Origin of the sequence: Streptomyces glaucescens, assembly GCF_000761215.1 — a bacterium.
Taxonomy (GTDB): domain Bacteria; phylum Actinomycetota; class Actinomycetes; order Streptomycetales; family Streptomycetaceae; genus Streptomyces; species Streptomyces glaucescens_B.
This window is the reverse complement of the sequence record NZ_CP009438.1, coordinates 6,546,642-6,568,401: the sequence shown is the minus strand read 5'-3', so window position 1 is coordinate 6,568,401 and position 21,760 is coordinate 6,546,642. Positions and strand designations below refer to the sequence as shown.

The following is a 21,760-nucleotide window of genomic DNA, read 5'->3' as shown; positions in this document are numbered from 1 at the left end:
ACGACGTGACGAGACCTCACATCCGGCCGCCGGCGGCCCCGTTTGCCGCGGAACGTCCCTCCGGAGGTGACCGATGACCCGCGCGCTGACCCTCGACGACCTCATCCTCGCCGGCATCGCCCTGGCCGCGGGGCTGCTGGCCGCGTTCGTGCTGCGGCTGCTGCTGCGCTGGCTGGGCAAGCAGGCCGACCGCACCCGCTGGAACGGTGACGACGTCATCGTGGACGCGCTGCGCACGGTGCTGCCGTGGGCGGCGGTGGCCGGCGGGGCGGCGGGAGCGGCGGCGGCGCTGCCGCTGACCCGGACCGTGCAGCACCACACCAACCAGTCCCTGACCGTGCTGCTGATCTTCGTGGTGACGGTGGCGTCGGCCCGGGTCGTGGGCAATCTGGTGCGGTCGGTGGCCCAGTCCCGCTCGGGCGTCGCCGCCTCCGCCACGATCTTCGTGAACATCACCCGGGTGATGGTGCTGGCGCTCGGCTTCCTCGTGGTGCTCCAGACGCTGGGCATCTCCATAGCGCCGATGCTCACCGCGCTCGGGGTGGGCGGTCTGGCGGTCGCGCTGGCCCTCCAGGACACCCTCGCCAACCTCTTCGCGGGCCTGCACATCCTCGCCTCGAAGACCGTGCAGCCGGGCGACTACATCCGGCTCAGCAGCGGCGAGGAGGGCTACGTCACCGACATCAACTGGCGGCAGACCACCATCCGCAACCTCTCCAACAACCTGGTCATCATCCCCAACGGCCAGCTCGCGGGGACCAACATGACCAACTACAACCGGCCGGAGCAGGAGCTGACCATCATGGTCCAGGCCGGGGTCGGCTACGACAGCGACCTGGAGCAGGTGGAGCGGGTGACCTGCGAGGTGGTCACCGAGGTGATGCGGGACGTCACCGGCGCCGTCCCGGACCACGAGCCCGCCGTCCGCTTCCACACCTTCGGCGACTCGCGGATCGGGTTCACCGTGATCCTCGGGGTCGGCGAGTTCAGCGACCAGTACCGGATCAAGCACGAGTTCATCAAGCGCCTGCACCGGCGCTACCGGGCGGAGGGCATCGCCATCCCGGCTCCCGCCCGCACGGTGACCCTGCGGCAGGGCACGGTGTCCATCCCGCAGCAGCGCGACGGCGCGGAGGATGCGGGCGGCGTGTCCGCCGCCCGCCTCGACTGAACCGCCGCGGCGCCCCGCGGGCTCAGGCGTGGATCACGTGCAGCCGCAGCGGGGCCTGGTACTCGCCGGTCAGCGCGAACAGCCGGGTGCCGTCCGGGGACCAGGTCAGCCCGTGCGGGCGCAGGTACCGGGCGGTGCCGGGGTCCAGGTCGACGGCCCGGGAGGGCGCGCCGGCGCCGGGGTGAGGTAGCGCGCCATGCACGCGGGGGTCCTGGCCTGAACCGTTTCCGGTCGGACACCCGCGGATCCGGACCCGGACCCGGCCCCTGTCGATCCGGAGCCGATCACGAGATATCTTGATGTCGAGCAATGTTGCAGACGTGGAGCGGAGCACCCGGTGACTGACTCGACCATCATCTATACGCACACTGACGAGGCCCCGGCCCTGGCGACGTATTCCTTCCTGCCGGTGGTCAAGGCGTACGCCTCGCAGGCGGGTGTCGCCGTGGAGACGCGGGACATCTCGCTGGCCGGGCGCATCATCGCGGTGTTCCCGGAGTACCTCACCGAGGACCAGCGCATCCCGGACGCGCTGGCCGAGCTGGGCGAGCTGGCGAAGACGCCCGAGGCCAACATCATCAAGCTGCCGAACATCTCGGCGTCGATCCCGCAGCTCAAGGCCGCCGTCGCCGAGCTGCAGGCCCAGGGCTACGCGCTGCCGGACTACCCGGACGACCCGAAGACCGACGAGGAGCGGGAGATCAAGGCCCGCTACGACAAGGTCAAGGGCTCCGCCGTGAACCCGGTCCTGCGCGAGGGCAACTCCGACCGCCGCGCCCCGGCCTCCGTGAAGAACTACGCCAAGACCCACCCGCACCGCATGGGCGCCTGGACCGGCGAGTCCAAGACGAACGTGGCCACCATGGGCGAGAACGACTTCCGCTCCACCGAGAAGTCGGTCGTCATCGCCGAGGACGGCGCGCTGCGGATCGAGCTGGTCGCCGAGGACGGCACCACCACCGTGCTGCGCGACTCCGTACCGGTCCTCGCCGGTGAGGTCGTCGACGCCTCCGTGATGCGGGTCGCCCACCTGCGCGAGTTCCTGGCCTCCCAGGTCGCCCGCGCCAAGGCCGAGGGCGTGCTGTTCTCCGTGCACCTGAAGGCCACGATGATGAAGGTCTCCGACCCGATCATCTTCGGCCACGTGGTCCGCGCCTTCTTCCCGAAGACCTTCGAGCGCTACGGCGAGACCCTGGCCGCCGCCGGCCTCTCCCCGAACGACGGCCTCGGCGGCATCTTCAAGGGCTTGGAGTCGCTGCCCGAGGGCGCCGAGATCAAGGCCTCCTTCGACGCCGAACTGGCCGAGGGCCCGGCCCTGGCGATGGTCGACTCCGACAAGGGCATCACCAACCTGCACGTCCCGTCGGACGTCATCGTCGACGCCTCCATGCCGGCGATGATCCGCACCTCCGGCCACATGTGGGGCCCGGACGGCCAGGAGGCCGACACCATCGCGGTCATCCCGGACTCCTCCTACGCGGGCGTCTACCAGGCCGTCATCGAGGACTGCAAGGCCAACGGCGCCTACGACCCGTCCACCATGGGCTCGGTGCCGAACGTCGGCCTGATGGCGCAGAAGGCCGAGGAGTACGGCTCCCACGACAAGACCTTCGAGATCCCGGCCGCCGGCACCGTCCGCCTGGTCGACCGGTCCGGCGACGTCCTCATCGAGCAGCCGGTCTCCCAGGGCGACATCTTCCGCGCCTGCCAGACCAAGGACGCGCCGATCAGGGACTGGGTGAAGCTCGCCGTCACCCGCGCCCGCGCCACCGGCGACCCGGCGGTGTTCTGGCTGGACGAGACCCGCGCGCACGACGCCAACCTGATCGCCAAGGTCGAGCAGTACCTGCCGGAGCACGACACCGAGGGCCTGGACATCCGCATCCTGTCCCCGGTCGAGGCCACCAACCTGTCGGTGGAGCGCATCCGCCGCGGCGAGAACACCATCTCGGTCACCGGCAACGTCCTGCGCGACTACCTGACCGACCTCTTCCCGATCCTGGAGCTGGGCACCAGCGCCAAGATGCTGTCGGTCGTCCCGCTGATGGCGGGCGGCGGCCTGTTCGAGACGGGCGCCGGCGGCTCCGCGCCGAAGCACGTCCAGCAGCTGGTCAAGGAGAACTACCTGCGCTGGGACTCGCTCGGCGAGTTCTTCGCCCTGGTGCCGTCCCTGGAGCAGTACGCCGCGTTCACCGGCAACAACCGCGCCAAGGTGCTCGCCGACACCCTCGACCGGGCCACGGCGACCTTCCTCAACGAGGACAAGTCCCCGACCCGTCGCGTCGGCGGCATCGACAACCGCGGCAGCCACTTCTACCTGTCCCTGTACTGGGCGCAGGAGCTGGCCCGGCAGACCGACGACGCGGAGCTGGCGAAGGCCTTCGCCCCGCTCGCCGAGACGCTCGCGGCGAACGAGCAGAAGATCGTCGAGGAGCTGAACGCCGTCCAGGGCAAGCCGGCCGACATCGGCGGCTACTACCAGCCCGACCCGGCCAAGGCCGCCGAGATCATGCGCCCCTCGGCCACCTGGAACGAGGTCCTGGCGTCCCTGAGCTGACGCTCGCCCCGCACGGGACTGCCCGTGACCGCCCCGGCCGGCACACCGCTCGGCCGGGGCGGACCCGTCTCCCGCTCCCCTTCCGCCGTCCCCCGCGTCCCCGGAGCCGCCCCGTGTCGTCCCGTCCGTCCTTCGAGCTGCTGCCCGGCGCCGACGAGTCGCCCGTGATCCTGCACGTGCCGCACTCCGCGCGGGAGATACCGGCGGACGTGCGGGCCGGGATCGTGCTGGACGACGCGGCGCTGGAGCGGGAGCTGGACCACATCGTCGACGCGCACACGGCGCGAATCGCGGCGCGGGCGGCGGACCTGGCCGGCACCGGCCCCTGGAGGTTCGTCAACCGGCTGGCGCGGCTGGTCGTGGATCCGGAGCGGTTCCCGGACGAGCGGGAGGAGATGCTCGCCGTGGGCATGGGGGCCGTGTACACCCGGACCACGCACCAGGAGGTGCTGCGGGCCGGCGGCCACGACCCCGGGCCGCTGATCGAGCGGTACTTCCGGCCCTACGCGCGGGCCATGTCCCAGGCCGTGGCCGGGCGGCTGGCCGCGACCGGCCGGGCGGTGATCATCGACGTGCACTCGTACCCGAGCGAGGCGCTGCCGTACGAGCTGCACGGCGCGGGGCCCCGCCCGCCCGTCTGCCTCGGCACCGACTCCTTCCACACGCCGCCCGCGCTGCTCGCCGCCGCGCGCGCCGCCTTCGGGGCGGACACCGCGCTGGACAGCCCGTTCAGCGGGACGTACGTACCGCTGGAGTACTACCGGACGGACCCGCGGGTCCAGGCGCTGATGGTGGAGATCCGCCGCGACACCTACATGACGGAGCCGGGCGGCCCGGCCGGGCCCGGGCTGGAGCGGCTGGCGGACGCGCTCGCGGCGCTGGTCACCGCCGTATCGCGCTGAAGCCCCGGGCGCGCGGCACGGTCAGGCCCGCATCCACTCCGTCACGACCACCTCCCCGCCGGTCCGCAGCCGCAGGGCGAACGGACCGGTGCGCGGCAACTCGCCGGCGAAGCGGCCCATGGTGTCGGCGGTGAGAGTGGCCGGCGCGGCGGGGTGCGGTCCGCCGAGGACCTCGATGCGGGCCGGTTGCGGCGGCAGCAGCTGACCGATGAGTCCGTGCGCGGTCACCTCGACGTCGACGCTCAGCTCACCGGTGCGGAACGTCAGCATCCGCGGTACGTCGGTCGCGCCGCGCACCGGGATGGCGTCCACCAGGGAGTCGAAGGTCAGCTCGGCGAGCCGGGCGTCGAGGTCGTGCAGGGCGTAGGCGTCCACGGCCAGCCGGCGCAGCTCGGGCGGGACCGGGTCGAGGATGGCCGCGGCCTGGCGCAGCTCCTCCTCCAGCAGTCCGGCCCCGAACTCCGCCTCGTCCAGGACGTCTTCCGCGCCGAAGCCGTCGCCGGCGCCGGCCGCGCGGTGCTCACCGCTGTCGCCGCTGCCGCCGCTGTCGCCGTTGCCGGCGTTGTCGATGTGGTTCACGATGCTCCCCGTGCGTCGAGTCGGGCCCGCAGCCGGCGCAGACAGCGCTGGCGCAGCGGCCCGATGCTGCCGACGGCGATGCCCAGGGCGGCGGACACCTCCTGATAGCTGGGCGGCGGCGAGGCCATCAGCACCCGCAGCAGCTGCCGGCACCGCTCCCCCAGCTCCTCGAACTCCTGCCACAGCCGCCGGACCCGCTCGCTCTGCGCGGCCGCCTCCTCGGCGTCGAGCAGCGACTGCTCCGGCGTACGGTCCTCGCTGACCCGGTCCAGGAGTTGCGGGTCGTCGGTCGGCGTCAGCCGCTGCCAGCCCCTGATCACCTTGAGCGATTCGTTGCGCGCGGTGGTGGCCAGCCAGGAACCCGCCTTGTGCGGTTCGCGGATGCGGCCGAGGTGCTGGGCGAAGCGGAACCAGACCGTCTGGTAGACCTCGTGCGCGTCGGCGTCGGAGAGCCGGTGGGCGCGCACGACCGACCACACCAGCGGGCTCAGCCCCTCCACGAGCGCCTTCCAGGCCGCCGCGTCGCCGTCGACGGCGGACTGGACGAGCGCGCCGACATCTGCACGGTCCACGGCCCCACCCCTCGTGTACGGCAAGTCATCGTACGCCGTGGCGGGGACTGCTCCGGTACTCACGCGACCGCCACCGGCGGCTCGGCTGGCACGGCCCGCCAGGTGGGCGGCAGCAGCGCCGGCACGTGCGCCCCGCGCACCTCCGCGAACTCGGTGTCCGCCGCGAGCAGTTGCCTGCGCGCGGCGCGCGGGTCGGTCTCCTTGTGCGCCGTCATGTGGGCGGCGATCAGCCCGGCGACCACGGGCGTCGCGAACGAGGTGCCGCTCCACTGCGCGAGGCCCTGGAACATCACCTGGTCCGGCTTGGCGAGCGCGGTCTCGTCGCTGAGCACCCCGGTGTGCCGGGGGAACTGGCAGGTGCAGCCGTAGCCGAAGCCGTAGCGGCAGGCGTCGTACGTGGAGTGCTGGTACACGTAGGGGACCGGGGCGGCCCAGCCGGTCAGGGGGCCGGTCAGGCGCTCGCCGGGGGCGTAGACCTTCACCCAGCTCCCGTGGTTGCTGAAGCAGGCGCCGAACTCGCCGTCGCCGCGCAGCGCGCCGACCGACAGCACGCTGTCCTGCCACTCGGGCAGGTCGGCGTAGGCGGCGGGCCAGAAGGGGGTGGCGCTGGCGTTGTTCCCGGCGCAGGCGACGAGCAGGGTGTGCTGCTCACGCAGTTCCTCCATGAACGCCTGGACCCCGAGGAGTCCGTCGGTGCGGCCGTTGGAGGTGCCCGCGGAGAGGCTGAGGATGTCGGGCCAGCCGCTCGCGTCGACGGCCTCGAAGAGCTTCTCGCCGAACTCCGACTCCAGGATCGCCCCGGCGTCGTTGAGCGAGTTCCGCACGGTGATGCCGGTGTTGGGCGCGACGGCGGCGACCAGCCCGGCGATGAACGTGCCGTGGCCGACGTACTGCTGGAGGACGCCCTGCTCGTCGGTCTCCTGGAGCTGGAGGTCGCCGTCGGTGTGGGCGAGCAGCGGGTACGAGCGGAAGTCGCTCATCAGGCCCGTGTCGACGACGAGGACACCGACGGCGGTGTCCGGGTCGTACGAACCCTGCGCGGGCGCCGGGTTGGGCGGCTCGTGCAGCGGGGCGGGGGCGGGTTCGTCGCCGGGGCAGGCGTTGACCGCGATCGACACCACGTGGTTGCGGCTGACCAGCCGGCGGCCCGCGCGGCCCTCCGTCTGCCGCAGCGCCCGCAGCGCGCCCGCCACCGCCCGGTCCGCGCCCGGGGCGCCCTCCCCGGGGTCGCCGACCTGGATCCGGGTGATGCCGGAGCGGTTCCGCCGCGGGCTCGCGCGGCGCACCGTGTCCGGGGTGAGGTCGGGCGCCTGGGTGAAGAAGGTGCGCACGGCGTCCTCGACGATCTGCGCCTCCTCGCCGTCGCGGGCGAGGACGACCCCCTTCTCGTAGAGGAACTCCGCGGAGTCGTCCGGTCCCATGGCGAGCGGGACGTCCCGCATCGCGCGCTGGATCTGGTCGAACTGTTCCCGGAATCGCTGTGGTGCCATGGCGTTCTCCCCCTCGTTGTCGCGACGTTCGTCAACTAGAGCCGTGATGCCGCCGACTGATACAGAGACGGATCGGTGGACCGTGGTTCCGCGCGGCGGCGGCCACTACCATCCGTGGGGTGAGAGCGGGAAGCGACTCGGTTCTCGAACTGCTGCCGATGGTGTTCGCCGCCCCGAACGAGGCGCTGGCCCGGGCCCGGGAGGTGCTCGCCACCGGTTGCTCACCGCTGCACGCCTCCGTGGCGCACCAGGTGATCGGCATCTGGCAGCGGGACTTCGGCGATCTGCGGATCGCCCTGCACCACCTGCGGCGGGCCCGCGACCTGGCGGCCCGCGCGGACTCCGCGGAGCGGGAGGCGGACGTCCTCGGCACGCTCGGGGTGGCCCTGGTGCACGCGGGGCGCACGCGGCAGGGCCTCGCGGCGTTCGACCGGGGCGTGGCGCGGGGCACGGGGCACACCCGGGCGCGGGTGCGGTACCGCCGGGCGTACGTGTGGTGGGTGCTCGGCCATCACCGCGAGGCGCTGGAGGACGTACGCCGGGCGATTCCCGTGCTGCGGCAGGCGGACGACGTGATCTGGACCGCGCGGGCGCTGACGCTGCGGGCGACCGTGCACCTGGCGCTGGGCGCGGTGGAGCGGGCGGACGCCGACTTCACGGCCGCGGAGGCGCTGTGGGAGACCACCGGCCAGGAGCACGACAAGGCCGACGCGGTGGAGAGCCGGGGGCTGGCCGCGTTCCGGTCGGGGGACGTCCCGGCCGCGCTGCGGCTGCTGGACGAGGCGGAGGAGCGGTACGCCAAGCTGGGCACGCCGACGTTCATGCTGAACATCCGGCGCTGCGAGGTGCTGATGGCGGCCGGTCTGGCGCCGGAGGCGCTGGCCGAGGCGGACGCGGCGATCGCCGTCCTGGACGGCATGGGCGGGCAGTCCACCCGCAAGGCCGAGCTGCTGCTCGCGGCGGCCCGCGCGGCCCGGCTGGCGGGCGACCCGCACACCGCGATCGCCCGCGCCGCGGTGGCCGTGCGGCTGTTCGCGGGGCAGCGGCGCACGTGGTGGGAGACGCACGCCCGGCTGGTGCTCATCGAGGCGCGGGTGGCCGCCGGGCGCTGCTCGGGCCGGCTGGTCGCGGACGCCGCCGCGGTGGCCGAGCGGCTGGCCTCGTTCGGGGCGCCCGCCGCTCCGGAGGCGTCGCTGCTGGCGGGCCGGATCGCGCTGGCCCTGGGCTGGACGGCGGACGCGGAACGCCATCTGGCGGTGGCCGCGCGCAGCCGGCACAGCGGGCCGCCGCTCGCCCGGATGACGGGATGGGCGGCGCAGGCGCTGCGGGCCCGGGCGGCCGGTTCGGCGCGGGGCGTGCTGGAGGCGTGCCGGCGCGGACTCGACGTCCTCGACGACCACCGCATGACGCTCGGCGCGTCGGAGCTGCGGGCGCGGGCCACCGAGCAGGGCGCCGAGCTGGCCGCGCTGGCCCAGCGGGCCAGTGTCGCCGGGGGCGGGCCGCGCCGGCTGCTGGTGTGGAGCGAGCGCTGGCGGGCCACCGTGCTGTCGGCGCCGCCGACCCGGCCGCCCGCCGATCCGGCGCTGCTGAGCGGGCTGACCGCGTTCCGGGAGATCGCGGCCCGCGCGGAGGCGGCCCGCTGGGAGGGCCGTCCCATACCGGCGCTGGAGCGGGAACAGCGGCGGCTGGAGCGGGAGGTGCGGTCCCGGACCCTGCACATCCGCGGGGACGCGCCCGGTGACGGGCACCGCTTCGACGTGGCCCGCCTGCTGGCGCGGCTGGGCGGGACGCTGCTGGTCGAGCTGGCGGTGCTGGACGGGCGGGTGCAGGTGCTGCTGTGCGGGCGGGGCCGGGTGCGGCGGTTCGAGGGGGGCCTGCTGGCGGAGGCGGAGGTGGAGGCCGAGCACGTACAGGCCGGTCTGCGGCGGCTGGCGCATCCGGGGGCCGAGGGCCGGCTCCCGGTGGTGGAGGCGGCGGGCCGCCGTCTGGAGGAGCTGCTGCTCGGGCCGGCGGCCGCGTGCCTGGGTCCGGGGCCGGTGGTGGTCGTGCCGCCCGCGCGGCTGCACCGGGTGCCGTGGGCGCTGCTGCCGTCGCTGCGGGAGCGGGTGGTCAGCGTGTCGCCGTCGGCGAGCAGCTGGCTGCGGGCCCGGGAGACGGAGCCGCCGCGGGGCGGCGGGCAGGTGCTGGTGCGCGGGCCGGGCCTGGCGACCGGTGGCGCGGAGGTGCCGGAGGTCGCCGACCGGTATCCCGAGGCACGGGTGCTGGAGGAGGAGGACGCGCGGGTGCCGCGGGTGCTGCGGGAGCTGGACGGCGCGGCGCTCGCCCATATCGCCGCGCACGGCACGTTCCGTGCGGACAGCCCGATGTTCTCGTCCCTGCGCATGGCGGACGGCCCGCTCATCGTCCACGACTTCGAGCGTCTGGACCGCAGCCCGTACCGGATCATCCTCTCCAGCTGCGACACCGCCCGGCTCGCCTCGGTGGGCGCGGACGAACTGCTGGGCCTGGTCACCGCGCTGCTGCCGCTGGGCACGGCGGGTGTCGTGGCGAGCAGCGCGCCGGTCAACGACGCGGCGGTGGTCCCGCTGATGCTGGCCCTGCACAAGGGCCTGGGCGCCGGGCTGTCCCTGGCCGAGGCCCTGCGGGACGCCCGTGCGGCCCTGCCGGGGGATGCCCTGCACCAGGCGACGGGGTGGGCGTTCACGGCGTTCGGGGCCGCCTGAGCGCACGGTGGCCCGCGAGCACCGGCAGGTGGGCCGCGGGCACCGGCACCGTGCATCGCGGGTACCGGCAGCGTGCATCGCGGGTACCGCTGGACCGCGGGCGGCGTCACGGCGCACGACGCGTACCCCCGGACCGCGGGCACCGGCACCGTCCATCGCGCGCGTACCGCTGGACCGCGGGCACCGGCACGGCGCACGGCGCGGTTGCCCGGCCCGTGCACGGCTTCGTCCGGGGATCGTGCGGTCGCGGCCGCCCGTTCGCTGGTGACCACGGTCGCCGGGTTCCGGGACGCCCCCGGGGCCCGGCCGGTCACGCGGTCCGTGCCTCCGGCAGGTCCACCAGCCACGGCAGCGAGCCCCGGTCGCCGGCGCCGAGGCGGGCGTAGGCGCTGTACAGGTGGTTGCCGACGGTGCGGACCGACAGGGTGAGGCGTTCGGCGATCTGCCGGTTGCTGAGGCCGGCGGCGGCCAGGGTGACGATCTGCCGCTGCCGGGCGGTGAGTTCGCCCAGCACCAGACCGGACAGGGCGGGCGTGCGCGCGCCGGGGCAGCGGCGGGCCAGGGCGACGGCGCGGGTGCGGGCGGTGCGCGCGGCGCTCGGGTCGCGGTGCACCGGCACGGCCTGGGCGTACGCCTCGGCGGCGAACAGCAGCAGCCCGCGCTCGGCCAGGCGGGCGGCCACCCGGTCCAGGGCCGGTCCGTCCCGCCGGGCCAGGGCGGCGGCGTGCTCGGCGAGGACACTGTCCGCGGGCAGCCGGCCGAGGACGGTCTCGGGGGCGCCGAGACGCACCGCGTCGTACAGCGCGAGGACGTCCTCGCCGGGGATCTCCCGGCCGGCGTCCGCCTCCTCCGGTTCGCCCCGGGCCGCGGCCAGCCAGGTCGCCGTGGCCCCCCGTGCCGGGCGCCCGCCGAGGGCCTCGTACGCCGCTGTCGCGTCCCCCGACTGCGCGGCGGCCAGCGACAGTTCGGTACGGCAGGACAGGTCGTCCGGGTCGTGCCGCAGCCCTTCCCTGGCCCAGGCGGCGGCCTCGGGGAGCTGTCCGCGCAGCCGGGCGTGCCGGGCGCGCACGGCGGCGTGCCCGCCCGGCACCGGACGGCCCTCCGCCGCCAGCCACTCCCCCACGGGCGCGGTCCCGCCCCGGACGTCGGCCGCGGCGATCGACCGTGCGAGCGCGGCCGTCTCGGCCTCCAGGGCGGAGCGGCACCTGCCGGGTGGGCCGGCCAGCCGGTGGGTCCGCAGCCGCCCGGCCGTGGCGCGCAGCGCCGGGCCGTGGAGGGGGTGGGCGAGGCGCAGTCCGTGCCGTTCGTCGAGGCTGACCAGCCCGGCCGCCTCCAGGCGTTCGAGCACGTCCGGGTCGAAGGCGTCGGCGCCGGCCGGCAGCGGCTCGGCGAAGGCCAGCCGGTCCAGGGTCTCGCGCTCGGCGGGATCGGTGCGGTCCAGCACCGGCGCGGCGTGCGCACGCACGGCCGGGGTGACCGGGACGGGGCCCCGCCAGGCCCACTCGTCGGTGCCGGGTACCCGGGTGAGCAGCCGGTCCTCGCGCACCGCGCCCAGCAGGTCGCGCAGCAGCCGCAGATCGCCCCCGCACAGCCGGTGCAGCCGCCGTGCGGTGAGCGGTTCCAGCGGGCGGCCCGCGGCCGTCGCGGCGAGTCGCGCGGTCTCCCCCGGTGGGAGCGGCCGCAGGGCGAGCCGGGGCAGCAGTTCCCCTGTCCACAGCCGGGACACCGCGCCGGGCGCGGGCGCGCCGTCGGTGGCGACGACCACCAGCCGGGTGCGGCCGTGCACGGCGAGCTGGTGGACGAGGGCGGCGGAGGCGTCGTCCAGCCAGTGGGCGTCGTCGACCAGCAGCAGCCGTACGCCCGACAGCAGCCGCAGCGCGCGGTGCAGGGTGACGGGCTCGGGCAGCAGGTGCGCGAACGCGGCGAAGGGGATGTCCCGGGAGTCGGGGCTGCCGGCCACCCGGACCCGGTCGGTGCCGCGGGCGACCTCGGTGACCAGCCGGGTCTTTCCCACACCGGCCGGTCCGGTGACCACGATGCCGGGGCGGCCGGCCGCGAGCGAGCGGCGGACCAGGTCCAGTTCGTCCTCCCGCCCGGTGAACGGCCAGGGCAGGTGCAGGGTCTTCGCGTCCTGTTCGTCAGTCATCACATCAGCAGGAGCCGCGGTACTCACTCCTGATACAGGGCCGGTTGAGTAGACCCCGACTCAGGCGCCCGGGGGCCGCGCGACGGCAGTCTGGGTCCATGACCGCACGCTACTGCTCCCTCGCGCAGCAGCCCGCCCCCGCCTTCGCGCCGGGGCTGGCCGCCGAGCGGGTCGGTGCGCTCGTCCGGGGCCACCGGATGTGGGTCAACGGCACCGTGCTGCACTACTACTTCTTCGACGGCGACGCCGAAGGCTCCGTCATCGCCGTGCCGGGGACCGGGGAGACCCGGCGGGTGCCGTGGGCGGGCGCGAAGGAACAGCAGGACGTCGTCCGGGAGTGTTTCGACGAGTGGCAGCGCCTCGGCATCGGGCTGACCTTCACGGAGGTCGGCGACCGGTCGGAGGCGGAGCTGCGCGTCGGGTTCCAGCCCGGTGACGGATCCTGGTCGGTCGTGGGCCGGGACGCCCTGCGGGTCGGACTGCACGAGCGCACCATGAACTTCGGCTGGGACCTGACCGCGCCCGGGGAGCGCGCCACGGCCCTGCACGAGATCGGCCACGCGCTGGGCATGACGCACGAGCACCAGAGCCCGCACGCCGGTATCCACTGGGACGACGAGGCCGTCTACGAGGAGCTGGCGGGCCCGCCCAACTACTGGAGCCGGGACCGGACGTACGTCAACGTCCTGCGCAAGCTGGAGCGGGACGAGGTGAACGGCGCGGTGTGGGACCCGCAGTCGATCATGGGGTATCCGTTCCCGCCCGGGCTGATCCTGGAGCCGGAGCAGTACCGCGGGGGGCTGCTCCCGCCGGGCACGCTGTCCGCGGCGGACAAGGAGTTCGCCCTGCGCTGGTACCCGCCGGCGGGGGCGCCGCGGCCACCCGCGCTGGTGCCGTTCCGGTCGGCACCGCTGCGGCTTGCGCCCGGCGACCAGGCGGACTTCACGGTGGAGCCGCCGGAGACCCGGGAGTACACGGTGGGCGTCTTCGGCGCCGCCGACACCGTCGTCGTGGTGTTCGAGGAACGCGACGGCGAACCGCGCTACCTCACCGCCCAGGACGACGGCGGCACCGCCGGCAACGCCACCGTCCGGGCCCGGCTCGTCAAGGGCCGCCGCTATGTCGTCCGCGTGCGCCTGTACTGCGCGTGGGGTTCGGGAGAGACGGCCGTCATGTGCTGGTGACGGTCCTGACCACCGCGCGGACGCGAAGACCACAGTCCGGCACCGGGGGAGCGGCCGAGCGCGTCATCCACGGGGGAGATGACGCGCTCGGCCACGCCGTTCCCGCGGATCGGGCGGACGTCGAGGACGCGGAGAGCGGAGCCGGTCGCGCGGAGTGACTTCGCGGCTGCGGAAGGGCTGAAGCTCACAAGCCCTCCCCGCCGTCGGCGAGACGGCGACGCCATCAGAGGTGGGAGCGCCACCGACGCCGGTCGGCGAACGGATCCGGCACAGTGCGCCGGAGGTACGCGGCGTCCAGGGAGGCCACCCGACGCGCCAGTTCCTCGCGGGCACGGGCCGGCAGTACCCGTGTCCCGGCTGGGGCATGATCCCGGAAACGATCAGGGGCCTTGTTCCACATCACGTGGTCCAAGGCCCCTGAGCTGCGACTACGGAGCGGGCTCCAAGTCGGGACGACAGGATTTGAACCTGCGACCCCTTGACCCCCAGTCAAGTGCGCTACCAAGCTGCGCCACGTCCCGGCGGCAGACACGCGGTGTCCCGCGTGATCGTGCAGGTCAACCCTACCCCATGTGGGCGGCCGGTCACTTCCGCAGTGCCTCCTTGCGCAGCAGGTCGAGCATGCCGGGGGTGTTCTCGGTGGTGCGCACGTCGACGAAGGCGTGGACGTGCGCTTCCCCGGTGGCGTGCCGCAGCAGGGCGTGGGCGAGGTCGGCGCGGGAGGTGTAGCGGCCCGGCAGGCGCCGGGTCGCCAGCCGGTAGTCGCTGACGGTGTCCGTGTCGAACAGTCCGCCGGGGCGCAGCACCGTCCAGGCGAGGCCGCTGTGCCGTACGGCGTCCTCCATGCGCCGCATGTCCGCGTAGACCGTGCGGCCCAGGACACGGGTGACGAGGGGTTCCATGACCTTGCGGAAGAAGAGGCCCTCGCCCGGTGCCTCGGTGCCGAAGAGGAAGGTGGAGGTGACGGCGACCAGGCGGGAGACGCCGTGCCCGGTCATGGCGCGGGTGATGTGGGCGAGGCCGGTGGAGTAGACGGTGACGGGCCGGCGGCCGAACGGTACGCCCAGGGCCGAGACGACCGCGTCCTGCCCGGCGACGGCCCGGTCGACCGCGTCGGGGTCGAGGACGTCCGCCACGGCCACGCGCAGTGCGGGGTGGGTGAGCGGGAAGCCGTCCGGGCGGCGGGTGACCGCGGTGACGAAGTGGCCCGCGGCGAGGGCCTGTTCGGTGGTCCGGCGGCCGGTGGAGCCGTGCGCGCCGAAGACGACGATCTTCACCGGCGGACTCCCCCGGCCGGGGCCGGAGCGGCGGGACGCCGGGGCCGGGTGTCAGAGCGGTTCGCGAGCCGTAAGCGTGCTGTCATGCGGCGAGGGTGTCATCCGGTGGACGGCGGTCGTGGGCCGGGGGGTGCCCGGACGCTGCGACCGTCAGGCGGCGCCAGGACGCACAGCCCACGGCGGTCGCCGGCCGGAGGTCCGGACGGTGCGGCCGTCAGGTGGTGACAGGGCGCTCAGCCGGTACGCCGGGTGCGGTACAGCTCGGACACCAGTTCCAGCACCGCCGGGCCGGCCGGATGCGGGTCGTCCCGCCACCAGGCGAGGCGCACGGCGACCGGCTCGGCGTCGCGCAGCGGGCGGTAGACCACGCCGGGCCGCCGGTACTGGTGGGCGGTGGACTCCGCCGTCACGCCGACGCACCGGCCGGTCGCGATGACGGTGAGCCAGTCGTCTATGTCGTGGCTCTCCTCCGTCGCGGGCCGCAGTTCCGGCGGCCACAGCTCCGGAGTGGCGGTACCGGTGCGCCGGTCCACCAGCAGCACACGGTCGGCGAGGTCGCTGAGCCGCACCGAGCGGCGCCGGGCCAGCGGATCGTCGGCGGCCAGCGCGCACAGCCGCCGCTCCAGGCCGGCGATCGACGAGGCGAAGCGCCGCTCGTCGAGGGGCCGGCGCACCACCGCCAGGTCGCACATCCCCTCCAGCAGTCCGGCCGTGGGCGAGTTGACCCGCACCAGGTGCAGGGCGGTCTCCGGATGGGCGGCGCCCCAGCGGCGCTGGAAGGGCAGGGTGTGGCGGCCGAGCGCCGCCCAGGCGTAGCCGATCCGCAGCTCTCCCCCGCCCTGGCCGGCGTCCCGGACCAGGTCCTCGACCTCGGCCAGCACCCGGCGGGCGTGTGCCACCACCCGCTGTCCGGCCGCCGTCGGCGTCACCGCGCGGGAGGTGCGCCGCAGCAGCCGGACGCCGAGGGCGCCCTCCAGCGCGGCGAGCGTGCGCGAGACGGCCGCCTGGGAGACACCGAGCGCGATCGCGGCGTCGGTGAAGGTGCCCTCGTCGACGATGGCGACGAGGCACCGCAGGTGGCGGAGTTCGAGATCCATGCGTCCAGCGTATGGGTGCGGTCAGCCATGCATTGTGCGCAAGGAGCCGGCGGGGCGCACGATGCGGCGCATGGACACGGTTTCCGCACCGCGGGTGCCCCGCGCCGCGCCCCCCTCCCCGTCGGCCGCGGGCCGGCGGCTGACCGGTGTCGCCGCCATGCTCGGCAGCGGTCTGTCCAACCAGACGGGCGCGGCCGTGGGCGCCCTGGCGTTCCCCGTGCTGGGCCCGGTCGGGGTGGTCGCCGTACGCCAGTACGTCGCCGCCGCCGTGCTGCTCCCCCTCGCCCGGCCCCGGCTGCGCTCGTTCACCTGGCGGCAGTGGTGGCCGGTGCTGCTCCTCGCGGTGGTGTTCGGCACGATGAACCTCAGCCTGTACAGCGCCGTCGACCGGATCGGCCTGGGACTCGCGGTGACCCTGGAGTTCCTGGGCCCGCTGGGCATCGCCCTGGCCACGGTACGCCGCCGGCTGGACGCCTGCTGCGCGGTGCTCGCCGCGGCCGGCGTGGTGGTGCTGATGCGCCCGCAGCCGTCCGCGGACTACGCCGGGATGGGGCTGGCGCTGCTGGCCGCCGCCTGCTGGGCGTCGTACATCCTGCTCAACCGCACCGTCGGCACCCGGCTGCCCGGCGCGCAGGGCGCGGCCGCCGCGGCCGGGGTGTCGGCCCTGCTGTTCCTGCCGGCCGGGCTGCTGGTGGTGGTCCACCGGCCGCCGGGCGCCTGGGCGGCGGGCTGTGCGGTGGCGGCCGGGGTGCTGTCCTCTGCGGTGCCCTACCTCGCCGACCTGCTCACCCTGCGCCGCGTGCCGGCGAACACCTTCGGCCTGTTCATGAGCGTCAACCCGGTGCTGGCCGCCTTGGCGGGCCGGCTCGTCCTCGGCGAGGGAATGGGCGTGTGGGAGTGGGCCGGGATCGCGGCGGTCGTCACGGCGAACGCGGTGAGCATGGCCGTCCCGCGCGGCTGAGCCCGGCCGGGGCACGCGACGAAGTGTCCGGCCGGCGGGGCGTATCCCGCACACTCTGTCGGCACCGGGCCGGGGGCGGGGCTGGCTAGGGTCTGCCGTATGAGCCACAGTTTCGTCGTCCACGTACCCGACGCCGATCTCGTACCGGAGCCGCTGGAGCCCGGGCAGATCCTCTCCGGGACGCCCGAGGTCACCGGGAAGGTGGTGTGGGAGTCGGCGGACGGCCGTCAGGTGCGCGGGATCTGGCAGATCACGCCGGGCGTGGTGACCGACACCGAGGCGGACGAGCTGTTCGTGGTGCTCAGCGGGTCGGCGACGATCGAGGTGGAGGGCGGGCCGACGCTCAGGGTCGGGCCCGGGGACATGGCGGTGCTGCGCGAGGGCGACCGCACGACCTGGACGGTGCACGAGACGCTGCGCAAGGCGTACGCGATCAGCCTGTGAGGGGCGCGCCGGGCGGTGGGGCGGTCGCCCCGCGGATCCGGAAGGGCCGGGGCCGCGGGACGGGTGCGGCCCTCGCCGCCCGGCCGGTCGAGGCGGTCCGGCAGAAAGCGGGCGGCGCGGCGGCCGACCTCGTGCCCGGCGTGGCCGACGGTGGTGAGCCACAGGGGGGTGCAGCCGGGCGACGGCCGTGTGGTCGTACCCGGTCGACCGTAAGGTCGTGCGGGAGGGAGACCGGCGACTTGGACACCCCGCTCGTTCGGCCGCGTCGCGGATCGTCGGCGGTCTCGGGCCGTGGGCCGTGCCACGCGCCGGCCGCCCCGTCCGAGGGGGTGTGGCGGGTTGACACCGCTGAGCGGCGGCGCCCAAGGTGACCCGGGCAGGGCGTGGACCGGTCCTGAGGCGGGCTGAGAGGGGCTGTCGTGGTGGAGACGCTGGGCGTCGCCGTCGTCGGGTTCGGCTGGATGGGCCGGGTGCACACCCAGGCGTACGCCCGGGTCCTTCACCACTATCCGCTGCTGCCGCTGCGGCCCGAGCTGGTGACGGTCGTCGAGGAGGTGCCCGGCTGGGCCGAGCGGGCCGCCGAGCAGTTCGGCTTCGCGGGGACGACCCGCGACTGGCGGGAGGTGGCCGCCGATCCGCGGGTCGGGGCCGTCAGCATCACCGCCCCGAACTTCCTGCACCGCGAGATCGGCGTGGCGATGGCCGAGGCGGGCAAGCACATCTGGATCGAGAAGCCGGTGGGCCTGACCGCCGGGGACGCCCGCGCGGTGGCGGACGCGGTCGCGGCGGCCGGGGTGCGCGGCACGGTCGGCTTCAACTACCGCAACGCGCCCGCCGTCGAGACGGCCCGGTCGCTGATCGCCGAAGGCGCGGTCGGCACGCCCACCCATGTCCGCATCCGTCTGTTCAGCGACTACGCGGCCCACCCCGAGGGAGCGCTGACCTGGCGCTACGAGCGGCAGCGCGGCGGCAGCGGGGTGCTCGGCGATCTCGCCTCGCACGGCGTGGACCTGGCCCGGTACCTGCTCGGCGAGATCGCCTCGGTCACCGCCGACACGGCCGTGTTCGTGCCGGAGCGGCCCCGCCCGGCGGGTGCCACGGCGGGACACGGCCGCGCGCCCGGCGGGGAGCCGGGCCGGGTGGAGAACGAGGACTACGTGAACTGTCTGCTGCGGTTCGCCTCCGGGGCGCGCGGGGTGCTGGAGGCCTGCCGGGTCTCGGTCGGCGAGCAGAACGCCTACGGCTTCGCGGTGCACGGCACGAGGGGCGCCCTGTTCTGGGACTTCCGCCGGCTGAACGAGCTGGGCGTCTGCCGCGGTGACAGCTACCAGGACCAGCCCGTGAGCACGGTGTACGTCGGCCCGGACGACGGCGAGTTCGGCGCGTTCCAGCCGGGGGCCGCCAACGCCATGGGCTACGACGACCTGAAGGTGATCGAGGCGTACCGGTTCCTGCGGTCGATCGCCGAGGGCGTGCCGCTCGGCGCGACCCTCACGGACGCCGTGCGCGGCGCCGCCGTCCTGGACGCGATGGCGCGTTCCGCCCGGAGCGGGGCCTGGGTCGCGCCGGACGCGGTGGGGTGAGGGTCAGCGGGCGCGCCGCCCCAGGAAGACCTTCACGGGGGCGAGCAGGAGCCAGCACCAGGCGGCCGCCGCCCCGAGCACCAGGGTCAGCGGAATGCTGACGAGGAAGACGACGACGGTGGCCGAGAGGTCGAGGATGTGGTGTGCGAAGCCCTCGGGCGCCTCCGGGCCGCGCAGCCAGGGGCGCCGGGCCAGGAGCGCGACCAGGGCGACGTGGGTGGCACCGAGGGCCGCGACCGCCCCGGCGTAGATGGCGACCGAGACGGGTTCGCGGCCGTAGTCGGAGATGAGCCGGGTCGGAAAGGGCACCAGTGCGGCGGCGCCCAGCCCGAGCAGGGACAGCGCGACGAGCTGGCCGTCGACCTGGCGCACCCAGCGGAAGATCGTGCGGTGGCCGTGCCAGAAGCCGCCCAGCACCAGCACGCTCAGCGCGTAGGCCCCCAGGTCGGGCAGCAGCTCGCGCAGGGCCTCGTGGTACTGCCCGGAATCCAGGTCCCGGGGCACGGCGAGGTCGAGGACGAGCAGGGTGATGGCGATCGCGAACACCCCGTCGGCGAGCGCGATCAGCCGCTCGGGGCCGCCGTCCGGCTTCGATTTCCACATGCGCACGACGGTAGGGAGCCGGGGCTCGTCCGGTGGGGATACACGCCCGAGGCGTACGCCCCGTCGTCACCGGACGGCCGGGGGCAGGTTGTACGGCGTGACCACCTGGATCGGGGACGGCAGGGCCGGTCCGGCGGGCGGCAGGGCGCCGTGCGCGCGCAGCACCAGGCGGCAGGCCTCGCTCAGGTCGTGCCGCAGGTCGTGGTGGAGGACGGCGGACAGGCGGTGCTCGCGCAGCAGCCGGGTGTTGTCGCGGTCGAGGTCGTGCGCGACGAAGACGGCGCAGTCGCGGCCCGCGTCCTCGAAGGCGCGCAGGGTGGCGGGGTTGCCGCCGCCGATCGAGTAGACCGCGCGGATCTCCGGGTGGCGGTCCAGGGCGGCGCGCACCAGGTCGTACTGGGTGGCGTCCAGGCCGTGGCCCTCGGTGATCCCCACCAGGGTGCGGCCCGGGTGCCGGGCGCGCAGGGTGGCCCGGAAGCCGGCCTCGCGCTCCTCCTCGTTGCGGAAGCGGCCGCTGCTGAGGCTGGTGAGCACATGGGCGGGCCGGTCGCCCAGCCACTGGCCCAGGAGGTACGCGGCGGTGGCGCCCGCCGCCCGGTTGTCGATGCCGACGTAGCCGATCCGGGCACTGGCGGGCAGGTCGGTGACGAGGGTGACCACGGGGATGCCCGCGCCGGCCAGCCGGCCGACGGCGGCGGTGACCTCGGGTACGTCCGGCGCCTTGAGGATGACGCCCTGGGAGCCCCGGCGGGCGATCCGGTCGAGGGTGGCGAGCTGTTCCTCGACCGGGCCGGTCTCCCGGAAGTGGAAGCGGCAGCGCAGCACGGCCGGGTGCAGTCCGGGCAGTTCGGCCTCCAGGGCGGCGCGCACGGCGGAGGTGAACCGGTTCGGCGCCTGCATCACCATGTCGACCATGAAGGTGCGGCCGGCGAGGCGGACCTGGGTGCGCTGCCGCTCCAGGTCGGTGACGGCCCGGTGCACCTCCTGCGCGGTGCTCGGGCGGACGCCGCCGCGCCCGTTGAGGACACGGTCCACGGTGGCCTCGCTCAGCCCCGCCTGACGCGCGATCTCACGGAGGGGGAAGGGGTGGCCCACGCACGCTCCTCGCGCCTCTTGAGGGTTTTTTGACGGCCTGCCGATGGTTGTCCTGGAGATTTGTCCTGACAAGAATGGCAGCACTCCGTCGCCCCGTCAGCGAAAGGACGGCAGCCGTTCCATGCGCATCGGAATCCTCGGGCTCGGCCGTATCGGCGCCTTCCACGCCGAGACCCTCTCCGGACTCGACGCGGTCGAGTCGCTCGTGCTCACCGATCCGTTCGCGGACGCCGCCAAGGCCGCCGCGGAGCGCTTCGGCGGGGAGGTCGTGGACTCGCCGGAGGCGGTGCTGTCCGCCGGGGTCGACGGGGTGGTGATCGCCGCCGCGACCGACGCCCACCCGGAGTTGATCCGCGCCGCCGTGCGGGCCGCGGTGCCCGTCTTCTGCGAGAAGCCCGTCGCCCGGACCATGGGCGAGGGAGTGGCGGTGCTGGACTTCGTCCGGGGCACGGACGTGCCGGTCCAGATCGGCTACAACCGCCGCTTCGACGCCGGGTTCGCCGCCGCGCGCGCCGCCGTGCGCAGTGGTGAGCTGGGTCCGCTGCACACCGTCCGGTCGACCACCCTTGACCCGGCGCCGCCGCCCGCCGCGTACATCGCGGCCTCCGGCGGCATCTTCCGGGACTGCTCGGTGCACGACTTCGACATCATCCGCTGGGTCACCGGCCGGGAGGTGACCGAGGTGTACGCCGTCGGCGGCAACCGGGGCGCCGGCCCGATCGCCGCCGCGGGCGACGCGGACACCACCGGCGCGCTGCTCACCCTGGACGACGGGACGATCGCGGTCGTCTCCAACTCCCGTCACAACGCCCGGGGTTACGACGTACGGATGGAGCTGCACGGCTTCACGGACTCGATCGCGGTCGGCCTGGACGACAAGCTGCCGCTGCGCTCGGTGGAGCCGGGCGCCGGCTTCCCGGCCGGGACGCCGCACGACTTCTTCATGGACCGCTTCGCCGCCGCCTACCGCGCCGAACTCGCCGCGTTCACGGAGGTGGTGGCCGGTCTGCGGCCCTCGCCGTGCACGGTCGAGGACGCGCTGGAGGCGGGCTGGGTCGCCGAGGCGTGCACCCTGTCGCGGGCCGAGCACCGGCCGGTGACGATCGCGGAGGTGCGCACCGCCTGACCCGGTGGGGGAACGACGGCCGCGGCGCGCGCCGTCGGCGGGAGGACTTGCCGTCCTCGCGCCGTCGGCGGGAGGCTTTGCCGTCCGGGCCCGGCTCGTCGTGGACCACCGCCCGGACGGCGCGAGCCACGGCACCGTGCCCGGCAGGCGGAACCCGGAGGGGGGAGGCCGGGCGCGAGCACCCGAGCAGCACTTGTGTGGGGGACAGCGAGCCCGCACCCGGCTTCCCTCGCTCCGCAATCTTCCACAC

18 protein-coding genes and 1 tRNA gene are annotated in these 21,760 nt (G+C 74.8%); 9 read left to right on the top strand and 10 right to left on the bottom strand.

Annotated features, from left to right (window positions below; all coding sequences use genetic code 11):
- The first annotated feature begins 73 nt into the window (after positions 1 to 73).
- Complete coding sequence (locus SGLAU_RS28385; RefSeq protein ID WP_043505382.1) at positions 74 to 1,171, top strand: mechanosensitive ion channel family protein; 1,098 nt, start codon at positions 74 to 76, stop codon at positions 1,169 to 1,171.
- A gap of 22 nt (positions 1,172 to 1,193) precedes the next feature.
- Here SGLAU_RS28385 and SGLAU_RS28380 read toward each other — a convergent pair whose 3' ends face one another.
- Positions 1,194 to 1,373, bottom strand: a complete 180-nt coding sequence (locus SGLAU_RS28380) for a hypothetical protein (protein ID WP_043505381.1) — start codon at positions 1,371 to 1,373, stop codon at positions 1,194 to 1,196.
- 135 nt (positions 1,374 to 1,508) lie between these two features.
- On the opposite strand from SGLAU_RS28380, the gene SGLAU_RS28375 reads away from it, so the two are divergent.
- Complete coding sequence (locus SGLAU_RS28375; protein WP_043505380.1) at positions 1,509 to 3,728, top strand: NADP-dependent isocitrate dehydrogenase; 2,220 nt, start codon at positions 1,509 to 1,511, stop codon at positions 3,726 to 3,728.
- Positions 3,729 to 3,841: 113 nt separating this feature from the next.
- Positions 3,842 to 4,630: an N-formylglutamate amidohydrolase gene (locus SGLAU_RS28370; protein ID WP_043505379.1), complete on the top strand. Its 789-nt coding sequence runs from the start codon at positions 3,842 to 3,844 to the stop codon at positions 4,628 to 4,630.
- A 21-nt stretch (positions 4,631 to 4,651) separates the two neighbouring features.
- Here SGLAU_RS28370 and SGLAU_RS28365 read toward each other — a convergent pair whose 3' ends face one another.
- From SGLAU_RS28365 to SGLAU_RS28355, 3 genes are all read right to left on the bottom strand, one after another.
- The gene (locus tag SGLAU_RS28365) at positions 4,652 to 5,104 is read right to left on the bottom strand and encodes a hypothetical protein (RefSeq protein ID WP_052414155.1); all 453 of its coding nucleotides are present in this window, start codon (positions 5,102 to 5,104) and stop codon (positions 4,652 to 4,654) included.
- A 101-nt stretch (positions 5,105 to 5,205) separates the two neighbouring features.
- Positions 5,206 to 5,805: an RNA polymerase sigma factor gene (locus SGLAU_RS28360; RefSeq protein WP_078957936.1), complete on the bottom strand. Its 600-nt coding sequence runs from the start codon at positions 5,803 to 5,805 to the stop codon at positions 5,206 to 5,208.
- Positions 5,806 to 5,840: 35 nt separating this feature from the next.
- Entirely contained in the window at positions 5,841 to 7,271 is a 1,431-nt protein-coding gene (locus tag SGLAU_RS28355) for a S8/S53 family peptidase (protein WP_043505376.1), read from the bottom strand.
- A gap of 119 nt (positions 7,272 to 7,390) precedes the next feature.
- On the opposite strand from SGLAU_RS28355, the gene SGLAU_RS28350 reads away from it, so the two are divergent.
- Positions 7,391 to 9,994 (top strand): CHAT domain-containing protein, encoded by a 2,604-nt coding sequence (locus tag SGLAU_RS28350; protein WP_078957935.1) that lies wholly within the window; start codon positions 7,391 to 7,393, stop codon positions 9,992 to 9,994.
- A 310-nt stretch (positions 9,995 to 10,304) separates the two neighbouring features.
- On the opposite strand, the gene SGLAU_RS28345 is transcribed toward SGLAU_RS28350, so the two are convergent.
- A complete protein-coding gene (locus tag SGLAU_RS28345) occupies positions 10,305 to 12,140 on the bottom strand; it encodes a helix-turn-helix domain-containing protein (RefSeq protein WP_043505374.1) in 1,836 nt (611 codons plus the stop codon).
- 98 nt (positions 12,141 to 12,238) lie between these two features.
- Between SGLAU_RS28345 and SGLAU_RS28340 the strand changes: the two genes are divergently transcribed.
- The gene (locus SGLAU_RS28340) at positions 12,239 to 13,324 is read left to right on the top strand and encodes a M12 family metallopeptidase (protein WP_043505372.1); all 1,086 of its coding nucleotides are present in this window, start codon (positions 12,239 to 12,241) and stop codon (positions 13,322 to 13,324) included.
- A gap of 447 nt (positions 13,325 to 13,771) precedes the next feature.
- Here the strand turns inward: SGLAU_RS28340 and SGLAU_RS28335 are convergent.
- The 3 genes from SGLAU_RS28335 to SGLAU_RS28325 all read right to left on the bottom strand — a co-directional run bounded on the left by SGLAU_RS28335 (position 13,772) and on the right by SGLAU_RS28325 (position 15,698).
- Positions 13,772 to 13,845, bottom strand: a tRNA-Pro gene (locus tag SGLAU_RS28335).
- Positions 13,846 to 13,908: 63 nt separating this feature from the next.
- Complete coding sequence (locus tag SGLAU_RS28330) at positions 13,909 to 14,601, bottom strand: NAD(P)-dependent oxidoreductase (protein ID WP_043505371.1); 693 nt, start codon at positions 14,599 to 14,601, stop codon at positions 13,909 to 13,911.
- A gap of 233 nt (positions 14,602 to 14,834) precedes the next feature.
- Positions 14,835 to 15,698, bottom strand: a complete 864-nt coding sequence (locus SGLAU_RS28325; RefSeq protein ID WP_043505370.1) for a LysR family transcriptional regulator — start codon at positions 15,696 to 15,698, stop codon at positions 14,835 to 14,837.
- Positions 15,699 to 15,759: 61 nt separating this feature from the next.
- Between SGLAU_RS28325 and SGLAU_RS28320 the strand changes: the two genes are divergently transcribed.
- The 3 genes from SGLAU_RS28320 (at position 15,760) to SGLAU_RS28310 (ending at position 18,686) form a co-directional block, all read left to right on the top strand.
- On the top strand, positions 15,760 to 16,659 hold the full coding sequence (locus tag SGLAU_RS28320) for an EamA family transporter (RefSeq protein ID WP_078957934.1): 900 nt from the start codon (positions 15,760 to 15,762) through the stop codon (positions 16,657 to 16,659).
- A 99-nt stretch (positions 16,660 to 16,758) separates the two neighbouring features.
- Positions 16,759 to 17,103: a cupin domain-containing protein gene (locus SGLAU_RS28315; protein ID WP_043505369.1), complete on the top strand. Its 345-nt coding sequence runs from the start codon at positions 16,759 to 16,761 to the stop codon at positions 17,101 to 17,103.
- A gap of 419 nt (positions 17,104 to 17,522) precedes the next feature.
- The gene (locus SGLAU_RS28310; protein WP_043505368.1) at positions 17,523 to 18,686 is read left to right on the top strand and encodes a Gfo/Idh/MocA family protein; all 1,164 of its coding nucleotides are present in this window, start codon (positions 17,523 to 17,525) and stop codon (positions 18,684 to 18,686) included.
- A gap of 3 nt (positions 18,687 to 18,689) precedes the next feature.
- Here SGLAU_RS28310 and SGLAU_RS28305 read toward each other — a convergent pair whose 3' ends face one another.
- Both SGLAU_RS28305 and SGLAU_RS28300 read right to left on the bottom strand, forming a co-directional pair.
- Positions 18,690 to 19,289, bottom strand: coding sequence for a TMEM175 family protein (locus SGLAU_RS28305; protein ID WP_208868956.1), 600 nt, complete (start codon positions 19,287 to 19,289; stop codon positions 18,690 to 18,692).
- 66 nt (positions 19,290 to 19,355) lie between these two features.
- Positions 19,356 to 20,384, bottom strand: a complete 1,029-nt coding sequence (locus SGLAU_RS28300; RefSeq protein ID WP_043505367.1) for a LacI family DNA-binding transcriptional regulator — start codon at positions 20,382 to 20,384, stop codon at positions 19,356 to 19,358.
- Positions 20,385 to 20,505: 121 nt separating this feature from the next.
- Between SGLAU_RS28300 and SGLAU_RS28295 the strand changes: the two genes are divergently transcribed.
- Complete coding sequence (locus SGLAU_RS28295; protein WP_043505366.1) at positions 20,506 to 21,510, top strand: Gfo/Idh/MocA family oxidoreductase; 1,005 nt, start codon at positions 20,506 to 20,508, stop codon at positions 21,508 to 21,510.
- Positions 21,511 to 21,760: the final 250 nt, after the last annotated feature.